Raw genomic sequence first — 16602 nt, 5'->3', positions numbered from 1 at the left:
CTGACGATGCCGCAAATAAAAAAGCCCGGGAACCCTTTTTGTGTAAGGGTTCCCGGGCTTCTTGGGATTCTTTCGAACCCCTCATTGGTGGAGGTGGGCGGAATTGAACCGCCGTCCGAAGGCACTCCATCCCCGGTACTACATGCTTAGCTCACCGTTGGATCTCATCCTGTGGCAGCACGGTGTGCAAAGCGCACCCCAGGACCAGCCTGCTTTAGTTAAGTCGTGACTGACAGGCAGCCATCACAACCGGTTCCGTGATAATGACCCTACATCTACGAGCACGGGCACAAGTAGGTTCGGGGGTTCGCCTAAGGCGGCTGTAGAACTAAACGCTAAAGCTGTTTTTAGGCAGCGATTGCGAAGTCGTTCGAACCGTAGTTGTCGTCGTTGGCAACTAAAAGTTTGCTGCTGGATTAACGAGGAAAGCTGCCCCCTCGGCATGCACCAAGTAACTTCACAACCCCCGTCGAAACCAATGCACCCCCGGTTTCTTCAAGAACCGCACTTCATCCGGAAAACAGCGCCAGACGTCTACTTGACGGAATGGATGCTACTCCAATCCGGCTGAACAGTCACCTTGCCGGTCTGCCGCTTACTTCTGCAGCTGGCGGCGGCTGTCGGCCTTGTGGCGGGCCTTTTCCTTCTTCAGGCGGTTGTGCTCGTTGCGCACGGCCATCGCCTGCTTCTTGGCCTGCGGCTCGACCCGGGCCATCAGCGATTCCACCTGGGCCACCAGCCGGCGGTGCTCCAGGGTGTCGTAGCTCTGCGTTTCCGAGGCAACGCGCTTGGCGTTGCGGATCAGGTAGGTCAGCACCTTGAGCAGCGCGGCCGGGTCCATCGCGCGGGCGAGTTCGTCAAAGATGAACTCCAGCGCGGCCACGTCGGCGCGCAGGGTGGTCAGTTCGTCCGCCGCCAGTGCGGGTGCCGGGGTAGTTTCAAGTGTCACGCGCGGATCCTTTCCGTATCAATGCGGGGATTCTGACAGCTGCGCGGGGCTGGCGGGGAAAGATCGCTGTCCTGCCGGGGCCGCGGGGTCAGGTCGGCCTTGGCGATACGTGGCGCTGGCAGCGCCCGGGCAGGGCGTTACAGCGGCTTGCGCAGGTACAGGCGATGGTGCCCAGGCGGGAAGTCCTGCAGCCGGCCGAACACCTCATAGCCCTGCTTGAGGTAGAAGCCCTCGGCCTGCCAGGAGAAGGTGTCCAGCGTCACCGCGTGTGCGCCGAGCGTGCTGGCCTGCTGCTCGGCATCGGCCAGCAGCGCCTGGCCCAACCCCTGGCCACGCTGGCTGGCGTCCACCCACAACGCATGCACCATCAGCCAGCCACCGCAGACGTCGGCGGCGATCCCGGCCACCACCCGGCCGGTGGCATCGTGGATCACCCTGTTGACCGGCTGGTCGTCCAGGGCATCGCCACTGGCGGCCTGGTTGAAAGCCAGCAGGCCGGCGAACACCGCGCGGGTGTCTTCGGCGCTGGCTGGCGTGATCGCAGGCGCGGGCGACACCGGGGGCATCAGGCGTCGCGGTTGTGCCGGCGCATGGTGCGCGACTTCTCGCGCGCCCAGTCGCGGTCCTTCTCGGCATCGCGCTTGTCGTGCGTCTGCTTGCCCTTGGCCAGCGCGATCTCGAGCTTGATCTTGTTCTTGCTCCAGTACATCGCGGTGGGCACGATCGTGTAGCCGTCGCGCTGCACCTTGCCGATCAGCTTGTCAATCTCGTTGCGATGCAGGAGCAGCTTGCGGTCCCGGCGGTCGTTGGCCACCACGTGGGTGGAGGCCTGGATCAACGGGGTGATCTGCGCACCGATCAGATAGATCTCGCCATCACGCACGTAGGCGTAAGCATCGATGATGTTGCCGCGCCCGGCGCGGATCGACTTGACCTCCCAGCCCTGCAGGGCCAGGCCGGCTTCGAAGCGATCTTCGATGTGGTACTCGTGCCGGGCACGCTTGTTGAGTGCGATGGTTTTGTTGGCCGTCGCGCCCTTTGCTTTATCCTTGCCGCTGTTCTTGCTCATTTCCCTATTGTCTCCGATTCGGGCACGCCCGGTCGATTCATCAGACATCTGTATCGCATGCCAACTATCCGCCGTAGTGCCCTGGTCGAACATTCGGCTGCCCGCATGTTCGACCTGGTCAATGATATTGACGCCTATCCGCGCCGCTTCCGCTGGTGTTCGGCCTCGCAGATCCTGGAGTCCGGCCCGGACCGCCTGGTCGCGCGCCTGGATCTGGGCTTCGGTTCGTTCTCCACCTGGTTCATGACCGAGAACACGCTGCAACGCCCGCACAGCATCGATATGCAGCTCAAGGACGGGCCGTTCAAGCGCCTGCACGGTCGCTGGGAATTCCACGCGCTGGCCGAAGATGCCTGCAAGGTCACGCTGACGCTGGAGTTCGAGCCGACCTCACGTCTGCTCGGTCCGGCTCTCGCGCTGGGCTTCCAGGGCCTGGCCGACCGGATGGTCAATGATTTCGTCCGCGTCGCCGACGCCCAGGACTGAGCCGTGATCACGGTCGAGGTGGTGCTGGCCTGGCCCGATCGGGCCGCGTCGAAGCTGCTGACCCTCGCCGAGGGCACCACCGTCGCCGAGGCCACTGCGCTGGCCCGCATCGAGGGCAGCGACCAGTGCCCGGCCGTGGCCGTGCATGGCCTGCTGGCCAAGCCGGATCAGGTGCTGCGCGAGGGCGACCGGGTCGAGCTGCTGCGTCCGCTGCTGGCCGACCCGAAAGACAACCGCCGCCGACGCGCCCGCGCCGGCAGCTGAGTGAAGAACGCGGGCCTCAGCGGCCGCGCTTCTTCTTGTCCTTGGGCAGGTTGCGGCCGAACTGGCGCAGCGTGCTGCGGGCCAGCTGGGCGTCGTCGCTGGCGAAGTACTCGCCGTCCCAGCGGGTGACCGCGTCGTTTTCGAAGTAGACGGTGAAGTTCTTCACTTCCGTCTTGCCGACCCGGTTCACGCGCTGGCTGGCGGTGTAATCCCAGCGCTGGGCGTGGAACGGGTCCGGGATGGAGGGCGTGCCAAGCAGGGCGTTGACCTGCTGCTTGCTCTGGCCCACCTGCAGCTGACCGACGGCCTGCTCCCGGATCAGGTTGCCCTGATAGATGGGTTGCTTGTAAATGATGCCGCAGCCCGTGGTGGACAGGGCAACGGCGGCGACCAGCAGGAGATTGCGCATCGGGGAATGGCGTTTGGGGAAATCGAGTCGATGATACACTCCCGACGTGTCGCCGCGACCCAATCCGAGGCAGCTGGCGCTAAATCGCCAATGAACGGAGAACTATGGAAACCCACGACCTGCGCAAAGTCGGCCTCAAGGTGACCCATCCGCGTATGCGGATCCTGTCGCTGCTCGAGCAGCGCAATGCCAGCCACCACATGACCGCCGAAGACATCTACCGCCAGCTCCTGGAGCACGGGGATGAGATCGGGCTGGCCACGGTCTACCGGGTCCTGACCCAGTTCGAGGCGGCCGGCCTGGTGCTCAAGCACAACTTCGAAGGTGGCCAGGCCGTCTACGAGCTGGACCGCGGGGGTCACCATGACCACATGGTCGATGTGGACAGCGGCAAGATCATCGAGTTCGAAAGCCACGAGATCGAGGAGCTGCAGCGCAAGATCGCAGCCGACCACGGCTACGAACTCGAAGAGCACTCGCTGGTCCTGTACGTGCGCAAGAAGCGCCGGTGATGGCACCGGGCCGGTCGTGACGACCGGCCTGGGCAGGGCACGCTGCAGATCAAACCCCCGCGCCCCGGCCCGGGGGTTTTTCGTTGTCAGGGTGTCGTGACCGGCACTAGGCCGGGCAGCAGCGCCTGCAGGTCCACCGCGTCGGCCATCGCCCGGTTGCCCGCATCGCCCGGGTGCAGGTGGTCGCCGGAATCGAACGCTGGCGCCATCCGCGCCGGATCGGCCGGGTCACGCAGGGCGGCGTCGAGGTCGATCACCGCATCGAACGGGCTGACCTGCCGCAGCCAGGCATTGAGCTGGCGGCGCAGCGCGTCTTTGTCGGGCTGGTAGTAGTTGTCCAGCGGCGTGCCGGGCAGGGCGCCCGCGAACGGCGGCAGGGTCGCACCGACGATGCGCACGCCCCGGGCATGGGCGCGATCCACCAGGGCGCGATAGCCGGCCTGCAGTTCGGCCAGGGTCGGCGCAGGTTCGGAGCGGGCGAAGGCCGTACCGGGCCAGCCGATGTCGTTGGTGCCCAGCAAGACGATCACGCTGGCCACGCCGGATTGATCGAGCACATCGCGCTGGAAGCGGGAGAGCGCGGCCTCTCCCATGCCATCGCGGAGCAGGCGGCCACCGGAGATGCCGGCGTTGACCACGGCCACGCCCTGCGGCGCGAGGCGTGCGGCGAGGTGGTCGGTCCAGCGCTGGTCGCGGTCCAGGCTGGCGGTCGCGCCATCGGTGATCGAGTCACCGATCACCACCACGCTGCGGGCGCCTGCGGCGGCCTGCACATCGATACCCGAGACGAACAGGCGGGCGGTGGTGGTCGAGGAGGTGGCCAACGTCGGGGCGAGCGTCTGGTCGCCGGTGGCGAACGCGGCGGTCTGCCGGCCTTCCCAGTGGAAGCTGCGAAGGGGCGTGTGCTCGGCCAGGTAGACGCTCACCTGCACGGCCTGGAGATCGGTGGTCGCCAGCGCCAGCGGGTCGCTCAGGCGTTCGGTACCGGGGGCGATCACGGCCTCCGCGCTTCCCTCGAAGGACAGCGCCAGGGGCGGCTGGCCGGCCCCCGCGGCAACGCTGGCCGCGCTGATCCGCAGCGGTTGCTCGCCATAGGTATTGCTCAGGCGCACCCGCAGCTGGCGGCCGCCGAGGCTCAGGCGCGCGGTCTGGCGGAAGGTCTGCGCCTCCAGGTGCGCCGGGATCAGCGTGGGGAAGAGGAAATCTGCGCCCCAGACCGGCTGCGGGCTGGCCTGCCAGCTGGCCACCCAGGTGGGCGCAGGGGCGGCAACCGCGGTGCCGGCGGTGGCCAGCAGGGCGGTGGCGGTAAGGCGGGCGAAGGTATTCATCGGGCGATCCGTGGGAGAGGAAGCGCCATGGTGATCTTCGGGGTACCTGTGAACTAGACTGCCTGAGGACAATCATCTGTGAACTGGATTCATCCCATGGCAGGCACCGACATCAACCGTTCCGGCGAACTGGAAGTGTTCGTCCGGGTCATCGAAACCGGCGGGTTTTCAGCGGCTGCGCGTTCGTTGGACCTGAGCCCCTCGGCGGTCAGTAAGCTGGTTTCGCGGCTCGAACAGCGGCTCGGCACGCGCCTGCTGCAGCGCTCCACCCGCCAGCTGCAGCTGACCCAGGAGGGCTGCGCGTTCTATGAGCGCGGGCTGCGGGTGCTGGCCGATCTGGATGAAGCCGAGCGCTGTGCCAGCGCCCATGCCGAACCGCGTGGGCGCCTGCGGGTGAATGCCAATGTGCCGTTTGGCCAGCATTTCCTGCTGCCGCTGCTGCCGGACTTTCTCGCGCTGCACCCGCAGGTCGGCGTGGACCTGGTGCTGACCGACGAGGTGATCGACCTGCTCGAGCAGCGCACCGATGTGGCGGTGCGCGCCGGCCCGCTGAAAAGCTCCAGCCTGGTTGCGCGGCGACTGGGCGCGACCCGGATGATGATCGTCGCCGCCCCCAGCTACGCCACCCGGCATGGCTTGCCGCAGGACGCCGACATGCTGATGGCGCACAACCGGCTCGATATCGGGCATCCGCGTACGCAGGCCGGCTGGCCACTGGTCGTTGATGGCGAGCGGCAGGTTGTGCCCACCCAGGGCAATGCCCGCGCCAGCGACGGCGAGGCGCTGCGCAGGCTGGTGCTCGGTGGCGTGGGCATGGCGCGGCTGGCGGCGTTCCAGGTGCAGGCCGATGTGGCGGCCGGGCGCCTGCTGCCGGTGCTGGAATCGGCCAACCCCGGCGATCTGGAGGAGGTGCACGCGGTGTTCCAGGGGCAGGGCGGCTACCTGCCGCTGCGCGTGCGCGCGCTGCTGGATTTTCTGGTCGCGCGGGTGGATCTGGCCCAGCCGTTGGGGTGAGGGGTGTGGGGTGGATACCGCGGGCGGAACCGGGTCTGCGGGGAGCCGGCCAGCGGCCGGCACTACCGAGTCGGGGCCGGCAGGTACCGACCGTGGGTCGGTACGTTGGAACGGGTAGGTACCGACCGTGGGTCGGTACCCACCCTCAAACCTGCAACAGCTTGCGCGCCGCGGCGCGGGCTTCCTTGCTGACTTCCACGCCACCCAGCATCCGTGCGAGCTCTTCTTCGCGGGCCTTGGTGTCCAGCTTCTCGACCGCACTCTGGGTCATGCCGTCCACCGGGGCCTTGCTGACCCGGTAGTGGGCGTGGCCCTTGGAGGCGACCTGCGGCAGGTGGGTGACGCACAGCACCTGACGCTTCTCGCCCAAGGCGCGCAGCTTCTGCCCGACGATGTCGGCCACGGCGCCGCCGATGCCCGAATCGACTTCGTCGAAGACCATGGTCGGCACGGCATCCAGGCCCAGCGCCGCCACTTCGATCGCCAGCGAAATGCGCGACAGTTCACCGCCCGAGGCCACCTTGCGCAGGGCGCGCGGCGGCTGGCCGGCGTTGGCGGCGACCAGGAACTCGACCCGCTCGGCCCCGTTCGGGTCCGGCTTGACCACGCTCTGCGGCTCGATATCGATCAGGAACTGACCGCCGCCCATGCCCAGCTCGCCGATCAGGGTGGTGGTGGTGTCCGACAGGGCCTTGGCAGCCTTCCGGCGGCTGGCGCTGAGCACCTCGGCCACCGTCTTCCACTGGCCGGCGGCACGGTCGATCTCGCCGGCCAGGGCCTGCAGGCGCTCGTCGGCACCGCGCAGCTGCTCGACTTCGGCCTCCATGGCGTCGCGGTGCTCGCCCAGCGCTTCCATCGGCACGCGGTGCTTGCGGGCGAGGTCGTGCAGGCGGCCCAGGCGTCGCTCGATGTCCTCGAACTGCTCCGGGTCGGCATCCAGGTCGTCGTGGACGCGATCAAGCAGGGACAGCGCTTCGTCCAGTTGGATGGCGGCACTGTCGAGCAGTGCATCGACCTCGCCGAGCCGGCTGTCGTGCTCGGCCACGCGGGCCAGATCATGCCGGGTCTGCTGCAGCAGCTGCAGCACCGAGACCTCGTCGTCGCCGTTGAGGCGGCTGACGGCCACGTCGCAGGCGCCGATCAGCGCGCTGGCATGGGCCTGGCGGCGGTGGCTGCTGCCCAGGGTGGCGATCGAGGCCGGGTCCAGGTCTTCGCGCTTGAGCTCGCTGAGCTGGTGCTCCAGGTAACCGATCCGGTCGCTGACATCGCCCTGGCGCGACAGCGCCTCGGCTTCGTCCACCAGCGCCTGCCAGCGTGCCGCGGTCTGGCGGACCTGGGCGCGCTCGGCGTCGTTGCGGGCGAAGGCGTCCAGCAGCGAGAGCTGCGAGGGGCGCGAGAGCAGGGCCTGCTGTTCGTGCTGGCCGTGGATCTCCACCAGCATGCCGGCCAGCTCGGTCAGCTGGGTCAGCGTCACCGGGCGGCCGTTGATGAAGGCGCGCGAACCGCCATCGGCGCGGATCACCCGGCGCAGTTGGCACTGTTCTTCGTCGTCCAGCTCGTTGTCGCGCAGCCACTGGCGGGCCGGCGCATCGGCCGGCGGCGCGAATTCGGCCGAGAGCTCGGCGCGGGTGGCGCCGTGACGGACCACGCCGCTGTCGGCGCGCAGCCCGGACAGGAAGCCCAGCGCGTCCACCATCAGCGACTTGCCCGCGCCGGTCTCACCCGAGACCACGGTCATGCCGGCGCCGAATTCCAGCTCGGTGGCGCGGACGACCGCGAAATCCTTGATCGATAGATGTCTAAGCATGATCTACGTTGTACACGAGGGGCGTCTCCAAGCCGCGCAAGCTAGCATGGGCGGGGGGCGTCTCCAATGACTTGCCAACGCCCCGTGCAGCCATTATCTAAGTGGGCGTCTCACAGGCTGATTCCATGCATCCTTCCGCGTCCCATCTCGCCCCGCGTGCCCGCCATCTGCTGCGGACGCTGATCGCGCGCCACATCCAGGATGGCGAGCCGGTCGGCTCGCAGACCCTTGCCCGGCATGCCGGCCTGGATGTCAGCCCGGCCACCATCCGCAACATCCTGGGCGACCTGGAAGACCTCGGCCTGCTCAGCTCGCCGCATACCTCGGCCGGCCGCGTGCCGACCGCGCACGGTTACCGGGTGTTCGTGGACAGCCTGGTCAAGATGCAGCCGCCGGGGGAGGGTGAGCTCAGCCGCCTGCGCACCGAGCTGGCCACCGGAACCGGCACCCAGGCCCTGCTCGGCAGTGCCTCGGAGCTGCTCTCGGCGATGAGCCATTTCGTCGGGGTGGTCAGTGCCCCGCGCCGGGAACAGTTCGCGTTCCGGCACATCGATTTCGTGGCGCTGGACGCGCGCCGGGTGCTGGCGATCCTGGTGTTTGCCGACAACGAAGTACAGAACCGGGTGATCGAGCCGCGCCGCAGCTTCGATCCGGGCGAGCTGGAGCAGGTCGCCAACTACCTCAACGCCAACTGCGCCGGGCGGCCGCTGGCCGAGATCCGGGCCCGGCTGCTGCTGGAGCTTCGCGATGCGCAGTCGGAGATGGAGCAGCTGCTGGCGCACAGCATCGAGCTGGCCGAGCAGGCCATGGTGCCGCCGGCCGACGACATGGTGCTGGCCGGGCAGACCCGGCTGATGGGCGTGCAGGACCTGTCCGACCTGGAGCGCCTGCGCGAGCTGTTCGACGTGTTCGCCAGCAAGCGTGAGATCCTCCAGCTGCTCGAACGCACCATCCAGGCCCCGGGAGTGCGCATCTTCATTGGCGAGGAGACCGGGGTGATGCCGCTGGAAAGCGTCTCGCTGGTCACCGCCCCGTATTCGGCCGATGGCCAGGTGCTGGGCGTGCTGGGGGTGATCGGCCCCAAGCGGATGGCCTACGACCGGATGATTCCGCTGGTGGAAGCCACCGCCCAAGTGCTGGGCGCTGCGCTGGGCTCGCCCGGTGGCGGCGGATTGTCCCGCGATCGCGCATAAAGCGGCCTTGGACTCTTGAATCCCGTAGCCGCGCCCACATAGGGGTGGGTGGAGGCGGAGAGTCACCGCCAAGGATCCGGAAATGAACCAAGATCAGTCAGATATCGCATCCCAGAATCCCGCCGGCGAGCCGGCCGCGGAGCCGTCCCTGCAGCAGCAGCTGGACAGCCTGCACAACGAGCTGGCGCTGCTGCGCTCGGAGTCGCTGCGCGAGCGCGCCGACCTGGACAACCAGCGCAAGCGCGTGGCCCGCGACGTCGAACAGGCGCGCCGCTTCGCCAACGAAAAGCTGCTCGGCGAGCTGCTGCCGGTCTTCGACAGCCTCGATGCCGGCCTCAATGCCGCCGGCAGTGACCCGAGCCCGCTGCGCGAAGGTCTCGAACTGACCTACAAGCAGCTGCTCAAGGTCGCCGCCGACAACGGCCTGACCCTGCTCGACCCGACCGGGCAGACCTTCAACCCGGACCACCACCAGGCCATCAGCCAGGTCGACGCGCCCGGCGCGGCGCCGGGCAGCGTGGTCCAGGTGTTCCAGAAGGGCTACCTGCTCAACGACCGCCTGCTGCGTCCGGCGCTGGTCGTGGTGGCCCGCGACTGAGCCGCAGGCCGGTGAGCCGGGCGTTGCCCGGCTGCTCGACCGGACGCTGAACGCGTTGGGTCGCCATCGAACACTGTGTTTGATGGACGGCTTGAAAGTGTCCCCAGCGTCCCACACATCCCATTCATAACCCGGCAACTGCCGGATGTACCCAGAACTTTCAGGAGTCTCCCTCATGGGCAAGATCATTGGTATCGACCTCGGCACCACCAACTCGTGTGTGGCGATCATGGACGGCGGCAAGGCCCGCGTCATCGAAAACGCGGAAGGCGATCGCACCACGCCTTCCATCGTCGCCTACACCAAGGACGGCGAAGTCCTGGTCGGCGCCTCGGCCAAGCGCCAGGCCGTGACCAACCCCAAGAACACCTTCTACGCTGTCAAGCGCCTGATCGGCCGCAAGTTCACCGACGCTGAAGTCCAGAAGGACATCGCGCACGTGCCCTACGGCATCCTGGCCCATGACAACGGCGACGCCTGGGTGCAGACCAGCGACGGCAAGAAGATGGCCCCGCAGGAAATCTCCGCCCGCGTGCTGGAGAAGATGAAGAAGACCGCCGAAGCGTTCCTGGGTGAGACCGTCACCGAGGCCGTGATCACCGTGCCGGCCTACTTCAACGACAGCCAGCGCCAGGCCACCAAGGACGCAGGCCGCATCGCCGGTCTGGAAGTCAAGCGCATCATCAACGAGCCGACCGCTGCTGCCCTGGCCTATGGCCTGGACAAGGGTGACGGCCGTGACCGCAAGATCGTTGTGTACGATCTGGGCGGCGGCACCTTCGACGTGTCGATCATCGAAATCGCCAACGTGGACGGTGAGAAGCAGTTCGAAGTGCTGGCCACCAACGGTGACACCTTCCTGGGCGGCGAAGATTTCGACAACCGCGTCATCGAGTACCTCGTCGACGAGTTCAACAAGGACCAGGGCATCGACCTGCGCAAGGATCCGCTTGCCCTGCAGCGCCTGAAGGACGCCGCCGAGCGCGCCAAGATCGAGCTGTCCACCAGCCAGCAGACCGAAGTGAACCTGCCGTACGTCACCGCTGACGCGTCGGGCCCGAAGCACCTGAACATCAAGCTGACCCGCGCCAAGCTGGAAGCGCTGGTGGAAGACCTGATCAAGAAGTCGATCGAGCCGTGCCGCATCGCGCTGAACGATGCCGGCCTGCGTTCGAGCGACATCGGTGAAGTGATCCTGGTCGGCGGTCAGACCCGCATGCCGAAGGTGCAGCAGGCCGTGACCGAGTTCTTCGGCAAGGAACCGCGCAAGGACGTCAACCCGGATGAGGCCGTGGCACTGGGTGCTGCGATCCAGGGCGGCGTGCTGGGCGGCGACGTCAAGGACGTGCTGCTGCTGGACGTGACCCCGCTGTCGCTGGGCATCGAGACCCTGGGTGGCGTGTTCACCAAGATCATCGAGAAGAACACCACCATCCCGACCAAGGCCTCGCAGGTGTTCTCCACCGCCGAGGACAACCAGTCGGCCGTGACCGTGCACGTGCTGCAGGGTGAGCGCGAGCAGGCCCGCTTCAACAAGTCGCTGGCCAAGTTCGACCTCTCCGGCATCGAGCCGTCGCCGCGCGGCCTGCCGCAGGTGGAAGTGTCCTTCGACATCGACGCCAACGGCATCCTGCACGTGTCGGCCAAGGACAAGAAGACCAACAAGGAACAGAAGGTCGAGATCAAGGCCGGTTCGGGTCTGTCCGAGGACGAGATCGCACGCATGGTCGCCGACGCGGAAGCCAACCGCGAAGAAGACAAGAAGTTCCACGAGCTGGTCCAGGCCCGCAACCAGGCTGACGCGCTGATCCACGGTACCCGTACCGCGATCACCGAGCACGGCAGCAAGGTCGGCGGCGATGTGATCGGCAAGGTGGAGTCGGCCCTGGCCGATCTGGAAACCGCGATGAAGAGCGACGACAAGGCCCAGATCGAAGCGAAGTCGAAGGTGCTGGAAGAAGCCGGCCAGGCGCTGTTTGCTGCCTCCGCAGCGGCAGAGCAGGGCGGCGCGGCGCCGGGCCCGGATGCCGGTGCCAACAACGGCGCGCACGACGATGTGGTCGACGCCGAGTTCACCGAAGTCAAGGACGACAAGAAGTCCTGATCCGGACTCGACACGGGACGTTGCGCAGGCAGCGTCCCGTTGTCATATCCCCCTTCTGGTCCTGACAGCCGTTTCCCGGCCTGTCGGGGCGCCCGGCGAAAGAGCGGACCTGGTGCCGCTCTTCCGCTTTGACGAATCCCGACTTCCGGAACCCGATTCAAGTTATGAGCAAGCGCGATTACTACGAAGTGCTGAGCGTGTCCCGCACCGCCAGCGACGAAGAACTGAAGAAGGCCTATCGCCGTTGCGCGATGAAATACCATCCGGACCGCAATCCGGGTGACAGCGAGGCCGAAGCATCCTTCAAGGAATGCAAGGAAGCCTACGAAACCCTGTCCGACAGCAACAAGCGCCGCATGTACGACGCCCACGGCCACGCCGCGTTCGAGCACGGCATGGGCGGCGGCGGTGGTCCGGGTGGCCCGGACATGGGCGATATCTTCGGGGACATCTTCGGCAACATCTTCGGCGGTGGCGCCGGCGGTGGTGGTCCGCGCCAGGCCCGTCGCGGTGCCGATATCGGTTACGTGATGGAGCTGGACCTGGAAGAAGCGGTGATGGGCGTGGAACGCCGCATCGAGATTCCGAGCCTGGTCGAGTGTGATGACTGCAACGCCAGCGGTTCGGAAGATGGCAAGGTCGAGACCTGCTCGGTCTGCCGTGGCCAGGGCCAGGTGCGCATCCAGCGCGGCATCTTCGCGATGCAGCAGGCCTGCCACCACTGCAACGGCCGTGGCCAGATCATCCAGAACCCCTGCAAGACCTGTCACGGCAATGGCCGTGTCGAGGAAGACAAGGTGTTGTCGGTCAAGGTGCCTGCGGGCGTCGATACCGGCGACCGCATCCGTCTGTCCGGTGAAGGCGAGGCCGGTCCGGCTGGCACCCCGGCGGGCGATCTGTACGTGGAAGTGCGGGTGCGCGAGCACGCGATCTTCCAGCGCGACGGCGACGACCTGCACTGCGAAGTGCCGATCCGCATCTCGCAGGCCGCGCTGGGCGATACCGTACGCGTGGCGACCCTCGGCGGCTATGCGGAAATCCGCATTCCGGCCGAAACCCAGACCGGCAAGCTGTTCCGCATGCGTGGCAAGGGCGTGCGTTCGGTGCGCAGCCGCAGTGAAGGCGACCTGTACTGCCGCGTAGTGGTGGAGACCCCGGTCAACCTCACCCCGGAGCAGCGCAAGCTGCTGGAGCAGTTCGAGACCACCTTCACCGGCGAGGAAGCGCGCAAGCATTCGCCCAAGTCGGCGACATTCATCGATGGCGTTAAGGGCTTCTGGGATCGGATGACCTCGTAAGCGCACCTAGATCCACACGATGTACCTGGCCCCCTGCGAGAGCAGGGGGCTTTTTTGTCGTCGGTGTGACGCGGAGGGCCAATTGCAAATGAGGGCATCCCGGCATCTGCGAAGAGCATCGCGTCGCGGTCCGATACAAGATGCTTGCTTCTGGTGTTGATCGCGACAGGTGTGGGTGACTGCGCCTGCAGCGATCACTACCCTGTCTGGATGAATAAACTCACCCGTATCGCCCACGCCGCCGCTCGACCACTGCCTTCCGCTGTACGCTGCGCATTGTCGGTGGCCGTGGTGGCTGCCTCCCTCACTGCAGGAGTGGTGTCCGCCAGGACATTGGATGCATGCAAGCTGGATGCGATTGATGGGACGATCGAGCGTCCTCTGCAGTTGGCGCCTGGCACGCGATGGACGTATTCGGTGGGTGCCGACCATCCTGTGTCGACCCTTCGCCTGGATGGGATGGCGGAGAGTCTGACGCGGCTGACGGTGGGGCACGGTCTGCAGCGAGTGGAACACACCGACACCTATGCGGATGTCAATCCGCTTCGTCAGGGGCGAAAGGAAATCCTGCGGTTCCCACTTGCGGTGGGTGCAGCGTGGAACGATGAGTTCGCCGAACCCGGTGCAGTCGTGAGCGAGAATTGGGGCTACCGCTACGACTACGAAGAGAAAGGCAGCAGTCGTGTGGTGGCCATGGAGACAATCAAAATTGGGGTCGGTAACGTCCGTGCGTACCGCATCGAGAGGAGTGCACACTGGCGAAAGTCCAATCCCAGGTCGAATGATATGACCGGCATGCGCTGGCAGGGGCGGGAGGCCGTCGAGGGACTGGAGCGCAGTATCAGCTGGTACGTGCCTGCCATGGGGCGGGTAGTGCTTAAGCGCAGCATCACCGCGCATCCGTCGTATGCCCTCTATCTCTCGGCAGAGGGCAACTCCCGCGATGTCATCGTCACAGAGCTGGTAGCCTTCGAATCGCCGGGAGGCTGCCGAGTGGAAGGGGAGCCCATCCACGCGCAACGGTTCGCCGATCGCCGACCGCTGCATTACCCGTCGGTCTTTAACGATACCTGGGAGTTCGTGTTGCAGCGTCACCCCCACATCCCGGAACGGGCAGATTCGGCAGAGTAAAGGGCGGGATGCGGCGTGGTGGTTGGGGGATAATGGCAATAGAGCCCCCACAGTGCCGGTCCCATGAACGAATCCCTCGAAAGCCACCTGGTCCACGGCCGCCGCCAGCGCCCGGACGGTCCGTCGCCGGTCGACGTCATCTCGGTGCAGTCGCAGCTGGTCTACGGCTATGCCGGCAACAGCGCTGCCGTGCCGCCGCTGCGCGCGCTGGGCGTGCGCGTCGCCGAAATCCCCACCACGCTGCTCAGCAACGCGCCGTTCTACGAGACCACGCGTGGCCGCGTGCTGCCCTCGGACTGGTTCGCTGATCTACTGCTGGGTGCGGGTGAGCGCGGCCTGCCGCAGCGCGCCCGCATGCTGGTCTCCGGCTACTTCGGCAGCGTCGGCAACGGTGCGGCCTTCGCCGATTGGCTCGATGCGGTGCTGCCGTCCTCGCCGCAGCTGCGTTACTGCCTGGACCCGGTCATCGGCGACACCCATACCGGCCCCTATGTCGAGCCGGGCCTGGAGAAAGTCTTCGCCGAACGCCTGCTTCCGCACGCCTGGCTGGTCACGCCCAATGCCTTCGAACTCGGCCGCCTCACGGGGATGCCGAGCCTGGCCCAGGACGATGCGATCGCCGCCTCGCAGGCCCTGCTAGCACGCGGTCCGGAATGGGTGCTGGCGCACAGCGTCGGCGGTGATCCGGGCCAGCTGGTCACGCTGGCGGTCAGCCGTGATGCGATCTGGCGCTGGTCCTCGCCGCATCTGCCGGTGGACGTGGCCGGGACGGGCGACGTGCTGATGTCGCTGCTGGTCGCCTTCCTGCTGCGTGGCGAAACCTTCGAACAGGCGATCTCGCGCGCCATCGCCGGCGTGCATGTCGCGCTGGAAACCACGCTGGCCAACGGCCACGAAGAGTTCGATGTGCTGGCCGCGGCGCCGGCGGCGCTCGCGCTGCCCGATCGTTTCGTTCCCGAGCGTCTGGCGTGAGTCTGACACCGGTGGTGGGCATCGTCGGCAGCGACGGTGCCTACGGGCGCTGGCTGCGCCCCTTCCTGGAACAACGCCTTGGGCTGGAGGTCATCGGGCATGACCCGGCCGATGCCGCATCGGACAGCCCGGAGACGCTGCTGGACCGCGCGGAGGTGTTGATCTTCTCCGCACCGATCCGGCACACGCCGGCGCTGATCGCCGACTATGCGGCGCGCTCTGCCGGTCGCGAAGCCGGTCGGTTGTGGCTGGATGTCACCTCGGTCAAATCCGCACCGGTGGAGGCGATGCTCGCCTCGCAGGCGGAGGTGGTGGGCCTGCACCCGATGACCGCACCGCCCAAGGCACCCACGCTCAAGGGCCGGGTGATGGTGGTCTGCGAGGCGCGCCTGTCGCAGTGGCAGCCATTCGTGCAGCAGCTGTGCGACGCGCTGGAAGCCGAATGCGTGCGCGCCACGCCGGAGCACCACGACCAGGTCATGGCGCTGGTGCAGGCGATGGTGCATGCCACCCATCTGGCGCAGGCCGGCGTGCTGCGCGAGTACGCGCCGATCCTGGGCGCCTTGCCGGCGTTGATGCCGTACCGCTCGGCCTCGTTCGAACTGGATACCGCGATCATCGCGCGCATCCTTTCGCTCAATCCGGCGATCTACGAAGACATCCAGTTCGGCAATCCGCACGTCGCACCGATGCTGGACCGCTTGCTGGCCCAGTTGCAGCAGCTTCGCGCGCAGCTGGAGCAGGGCGATGACGCGGCACGGGCGGCGTTCCGACAGCAGCTGTTGCTGGATAATCGTGACAGCCTGGGAACCGGGGTGCTGGCCGATGGCAACTACACCTTCGAGCGGGTCGGGTACCTGCTCGCGGATCTGACCGAGCGCAATGCGATCAGCGTGCATCTGCCGGAAGACCGGCCGGGTTCCCTGCGCGAGCTGCTCCACGTGTTCGAGCGGCACCGGGTCAGCCTGGCGTCGATCCATTCCTCGCGCACGCCCGCCGGTGAGGTGCACTTCCGGGTGGGGTTCGTGGCGGGCAGCGACGCGTTGGCACTGCAGGCGGCCGCCATCGAGATCGATGCGTCCGGCATCGGCCGCGTACTGGTGCGCTGACACGGTGCAGTGCAACATTCATCCACAGGGGGTGTGGATGATCTGCGCACAAACGTGTGGATAAGTGTGTTCGCGCCTTGCGCCAAAAGGCTGTCAAGATACTTGGTCAAAAAATGACCAACATCCGTGCAACTTTTTTGCCGGGCCTCAGGTGGTGAGGGTGAGCTCACCACCGGCGGTCCGGAACTGGCGACCGTCGCGGATCAGATGGCGGCCGTCGGCCAACTCATAGCGCGCCCCCTGGCTGTTGCCGGCCGCCGCATCGGCCTGCTCATCCTTGAACTCGATGATCACGTAGTCGTCGCCGTTGGCATCGGTGGCGGGAAACTGTCGGAACGACATGAAACACCTCCTGCAGC

At 66.7% G+C, this 16602-nt stretch carries 18 protein-coding genes and 1 other RNA gene; 11 read left to right on the top strand and 8 right to left on the bottom strand.

Going from position 1 to position 16602, the window contains the following annotated elements:
* Window positions 1–85 precede the first annotated feature (85 nt).
* The 4 genes from ssrA to smpB form a co-directional block, all read right to left on the bottom strand.
* Window positions 86–488, bottom strand: a transfer-messenger RNA (tmRNA) gene (ssrA, locus tag ORK51_RS06800).
* A gap of 107 nt (window positions 489–595) precedes the next feature.
* On the bottom strand, window positions 596–949 hold the full coding sequence (locus ORK51_RS06795; protein ID WP_019183168.1) for a hypothetical protein: 354 nt from the start codon (window positions 947–949) through the stop codon (window positions 596–598).
* 137 nt (window positions 950–1086) lie between these two features.
* Entirely contained in the window at window positions 1087–1515 is a 429-nt protein-coding gene (locus ORK51_RS06790) for a GNAT family N-acetyltransferase (RefSeq protein ID WP_266084601.1), read from the bottom strand.
* The gene (gene smpB / locus ORK51_RS06785) at window positions 1515–2018 is read right to left on the bottom strand and encodes an SsrA-binding protein SmpB (RefSeq protein ID WP_019183166.1); all 504 of its coding nucleotides are present in this window, start codon (window positions 2016–2018) and stop codon (window positions 1515–1517) included. The genes ORK51_RS06790 and smpB overlap by 1 nt, the downstream gene beginning before the upstream one ends.
* 57 nt (window positions 2019–2075) lie before the next feature.
* Between smpB and ORK51_RS06780 the strand changes: the two genes are divergently transcribed.
* Together ORK51_RS06780 and ORK51_RS06775 are read left to right on the top strand one after the other, a co-directional pair.
* Window positions 2076–2504: a type II toxin-antitoxin system RatA family toxin gene (locus ORK51_RS06780; RefSeq protein ID WP_026069778.1), complete on the top strand. Its 429-nt coding sequence runs from the start codon at window positions 2076–2078 to the stop codon at window positions 2502–2504.
* A 3-nt stretch (window positions 2505–2507) separates the two neighbouring features.
* A complete protein-coding gene (locus ORK51_RS06775; RefSeq protein ID WP_261997414.1) occupies window positions 2508–2768 on the top strand; it encodes an RnfH family protein in 261 nt (86 codons plus the stop codon).
* 16 nt (window positions 2769–2784) lie between these two features.
* Here the strand turns inward: ORK51_RS06775 and ORK51_RS06770 are convergent, their stop codons facing one another.
* Complete coding sequence (locus tag ORK51_RS06770; RefSeq protein ID WP_019183163.1) at window positions 2785–3177, bottom strand: outer membrane protein assembly factor BamE; 393 nt, start codon at window positions 3175–3177, stop codon at window positions 2785–2787.
* A gap of 104 nt (window positions 3178–3281) precedes the next feature.
* Here ORK51_RS06770 and fur point away from each other — a divergent pair, with 104 nt between their 5' ends.
* Complete coding sequence (gene fur, locus ORK51_RS06765; RefSeq protein WP_019183162.1) at window positions 3282–3689, top strand: ferric iron uptake transcriptional regulator; 408 nt, start codon at window positions 3282–3284, stop codon at window positions 3687–3689.
* An 86-nt stretch (window positions 3690–3775) separates the two neighbouring features.
* On the opposite strand, the gene ORK51_RS06760 is transcribed toward fur, so the two are convergent.
* The gene (locus ORK51_RS06760) at window positions 3776–5017 is read right to left on the bottom strand and encodes an SGNH/GDSL hydrolase family protein (protein ID WP_266084600.1); all 1242 of its coding nucleotides are present in this window, start codon (window positions 5015–5017) and stop codon (window positions 3776–3778) included.
* A 96-nt stretch (window positions 5018–5113) separates the two neighbouring features.
* Here ORK51_RS06760 and ORK51_RS06755 point away from each other — a divergent pair, with 96 nt between their 5' ends.
* Window positions 5114–6031, top strand: a complete 918-nt coding sequence (locus ORK51_RS06755) for a LysR family transcriptional regulator (protein ID WP_266084599.1) — start codon at window positions 5114–5116, stop codon at window positions 6029–6031.
* 145 nt (window positions 6032–6176) lie between these two features.
* Here ORK51_RS06755 and recN read toward each other — a convergent pair whose 3' ends face one another.
* Window positions 6177–7838: a DNA repair protein RecN gene (recN, locus tag ORK51_RS06750; protein ID WP_266084598.1), complete on the bottom strand. Its 1662-nt coding sequence runs from the start codon at window positions 7836–7838 to the stop codon at window positions 6177–6179.
* Window positions 7839–7963: 125 nt separating this feature from the next.
* On the opposite strand from recN, the gene hrcA reads away from it, so the two are divergent.
* The 7 genes from hrcA (at window position 7964) to ORK51_RS06715 (ending at window position 16243) form a co-directional block, all read left to right on the top strand.
* On the top strand, window positions 7964–9031 hold the full coding sequence (hrcA, locus tag ORK51_RS06745; protein WP_019183158.1) for a heat-inducible transcriptional repressor HrcA: 1068 nt from the start codon (window positions 7964–7966) through the stop codon (window positions 9029–9031).
* 82 nt (window positions 9032–9113) lie between these two features.
* Complete coding sequence (gene grpE / locus ORK51_RS06740) at window positions 9114–9629, top strand: nucleotide exchange factor GrpE (protein ID WP_019183157.1); 516 nt, start codon at window positions 9114–9116, stop codon at window positions 9627–9629.
* A 175-nt stretch (window positions 9630–9804) separates the two neighbouring features.
* Complete coding sequence (gene dnaK, locus ORK51_RS06735) at window positions 9805–11733, top strand: molecular chaperone DnaK (protein WP_019183156.1); 1929 nt, start codon at window positions 9805–9807, stop codon at window positions 11731–11733.
* 164 nt (window positions 11734–11897) lie between these two features.
* Window positions 11898–13031, top strand: a complete 1134-nt coding sequence (gene dnaJ, locus ORK51_RS06730) for a molecular chaperone DnaJ (protein WP_019183155.1) — start codon at window positions 11898–11900, stop codon at window positions 13029–13031.
* A 153-nt stretch (window positions 13032–13184) separates the two neighbouring features.
* Window positions 13185–14162, top strand: a complete 978-nt coding sequence (locus ORK51_RS06725; RefSeq protein WP_237393607.1) for a hypothetical protein — start codon at window positions 13185–13187, stop codon at window positions 14160–14162.
* Window positions 14163–14225: 63 nt separating this feature from the next.
* Window positions 14226–15134, top strand: a complete 909-nt coding sequence (pdxY, locus tag ORK51_RS06720; protein WP_019183153.1) for a pyridoxal kinase — start codon at window positions 14226–14228, stop codon at window positions 15132–15134.
* On the top strand, window positions 15131–16243 hold the full coding sequence (locus ORK51_RS06715) for a prephenate dehydrogenase (protein ID WP_266084597.1): 1113 nt from the start codon (window positions 15131–15133) through the stop codon (window positions 16241–16243). The genes pdxY and ORK51_RS06715 overlap by 4 nt, the downstream gene beginning before the upstream one ends.
* 147 nt (window positions 16244–16390) lie before the next feature.
* Here the strand turns inward: ORK51_RS06715 and ORK51_RS06710 are convergent, their stop codons facing one another.
* Entirely contained in the window at window positions 16391–16585 is a 195-nt protein-coding gene (locus ORK51_RS06710; RefSeq protein ID WP_019183151.1) for a hypothetical protein, read from the bottom strand.
* Window positions 16586–16602 lie beyond the last annotated feature (17 nt).

This window comes from Stenotrophomonas sp. RIT-551, from assembly GCF_026241915.1.
Lineage (GTDB): Bacteria > Pseudomonadota > Gammaproteobacteria > Xanthomonadales > Xanthomonadaceae > Stenotrophomonas > Stenotrophomonas bentonitica_A.
Note: the sequence above shows the minus strand (reverse complement) of the source record. Positions and strands in the feature narration are given on the sequence as shown.

What these genes read in the sequence shown, in the direction of transcription:
- dnaK (WP_019183156.1), top strand. Translation starts at nt 9,805, where the DNA reads ATGGGCAAGATCATTGGTATCGACCTCGGCACCACCAACTCGTGTGTG.
- smpB (WP_019183166.1), bottom strand. Translation starts at nt 2,018, where the DNA reads ATGAGCAAGAACAGCGGCAAGGATAAAGCAAAGGGCGCGACGGCCAAC.
- hrcA (WP_019183158.1), top strand. Translation starts at nt 7,964, where the DNA reads ATGCATCCTTCCGCGTCCCATCTCGCCCCGCGTGCCCGCCATCTGCTG.
- ORK51_RS06780 (WP_026069778.1), top strand. Translation starts at nt 2,076, where the DNA reads ATGCCAACTATCCGCCGTAGTGCCCTGGTCGAACATTCGGCTGCCCGC.
- dnaJ (WP_019183155.1), top strand. Translation starts at nt 11,898, where the DNA reads ATGAGCAAGCGCGATTACTACGAAGTGCTGAGCGTGTCCCGCACCGCC.
- ORK51_RS06760 (WP_266084600.1), bottom strand. Translation starts at nt 5,017, where the DNA reads ATGAATACCTTCGCCCGCCTTACCGCCACCGCCCTGCTGGCCACCGCC.
- fur (WP_019183162.1), top strand. Translation starts at nt 3,282, where the DNA reads ATGGAAACCCACGACCTGCGCAAAGTCGGCCTCAAGGTGACCCATCCG.
- recN (WP_266084598.1), bottom strand. Translation starts at nt 7,838, where the DNA reads ATGCTTAGACATCTATCGATCAAGGATTTCGCGGTCGTCCGCGCCACC.
- ORK51_RS06710 (WP_019183151.1), bottom strand. Translation starts at nt 16,585, where the DNA reads ATGTCGTTCCGACAGTTTCCCGCCACCGATGCCAACGGCGACGACTAC.
- grpE (WP_019183157.1), top strand. Translation starts at nt 9,114, where the DNA reads ATGAACCAAGATCAGTCAGATATCGCATCCCAGAATCCCGCCGGCGAG.
- pdxY (WP_019183153.1), top strand. Translation starts at nt 14,226, where the DNA reads ATGAACGAATCCCTCGAAAGCCACCTGGTCCACGGCCGCCGCCAGCGC.
- ORK51_RS06790 (WP_266084601.1), bottom strand. Translation starts at nt 1,515, where the DNA reads ATGCCCCCGGTGTCGCCCGCGCCTGCGATCACGCCAGCCAGCGCCGAA.
- ORK51_RS06755 (WP_266084599.1), top strand. Translation starts at nt 5,114, where the DNA reads ATGGCAGGCACCGACATCAACCGTTCCGGCGAACTGGAAGTGTTCGTC.
- ORK51_RS06770 (WP_019183163.1), bottom strand. Translation starts at nt 3,177, where the DNA reads ATGCGCAATCTCCTGCTGGTCGCCGCCGTTGCCCTGTCCACCACGGGC.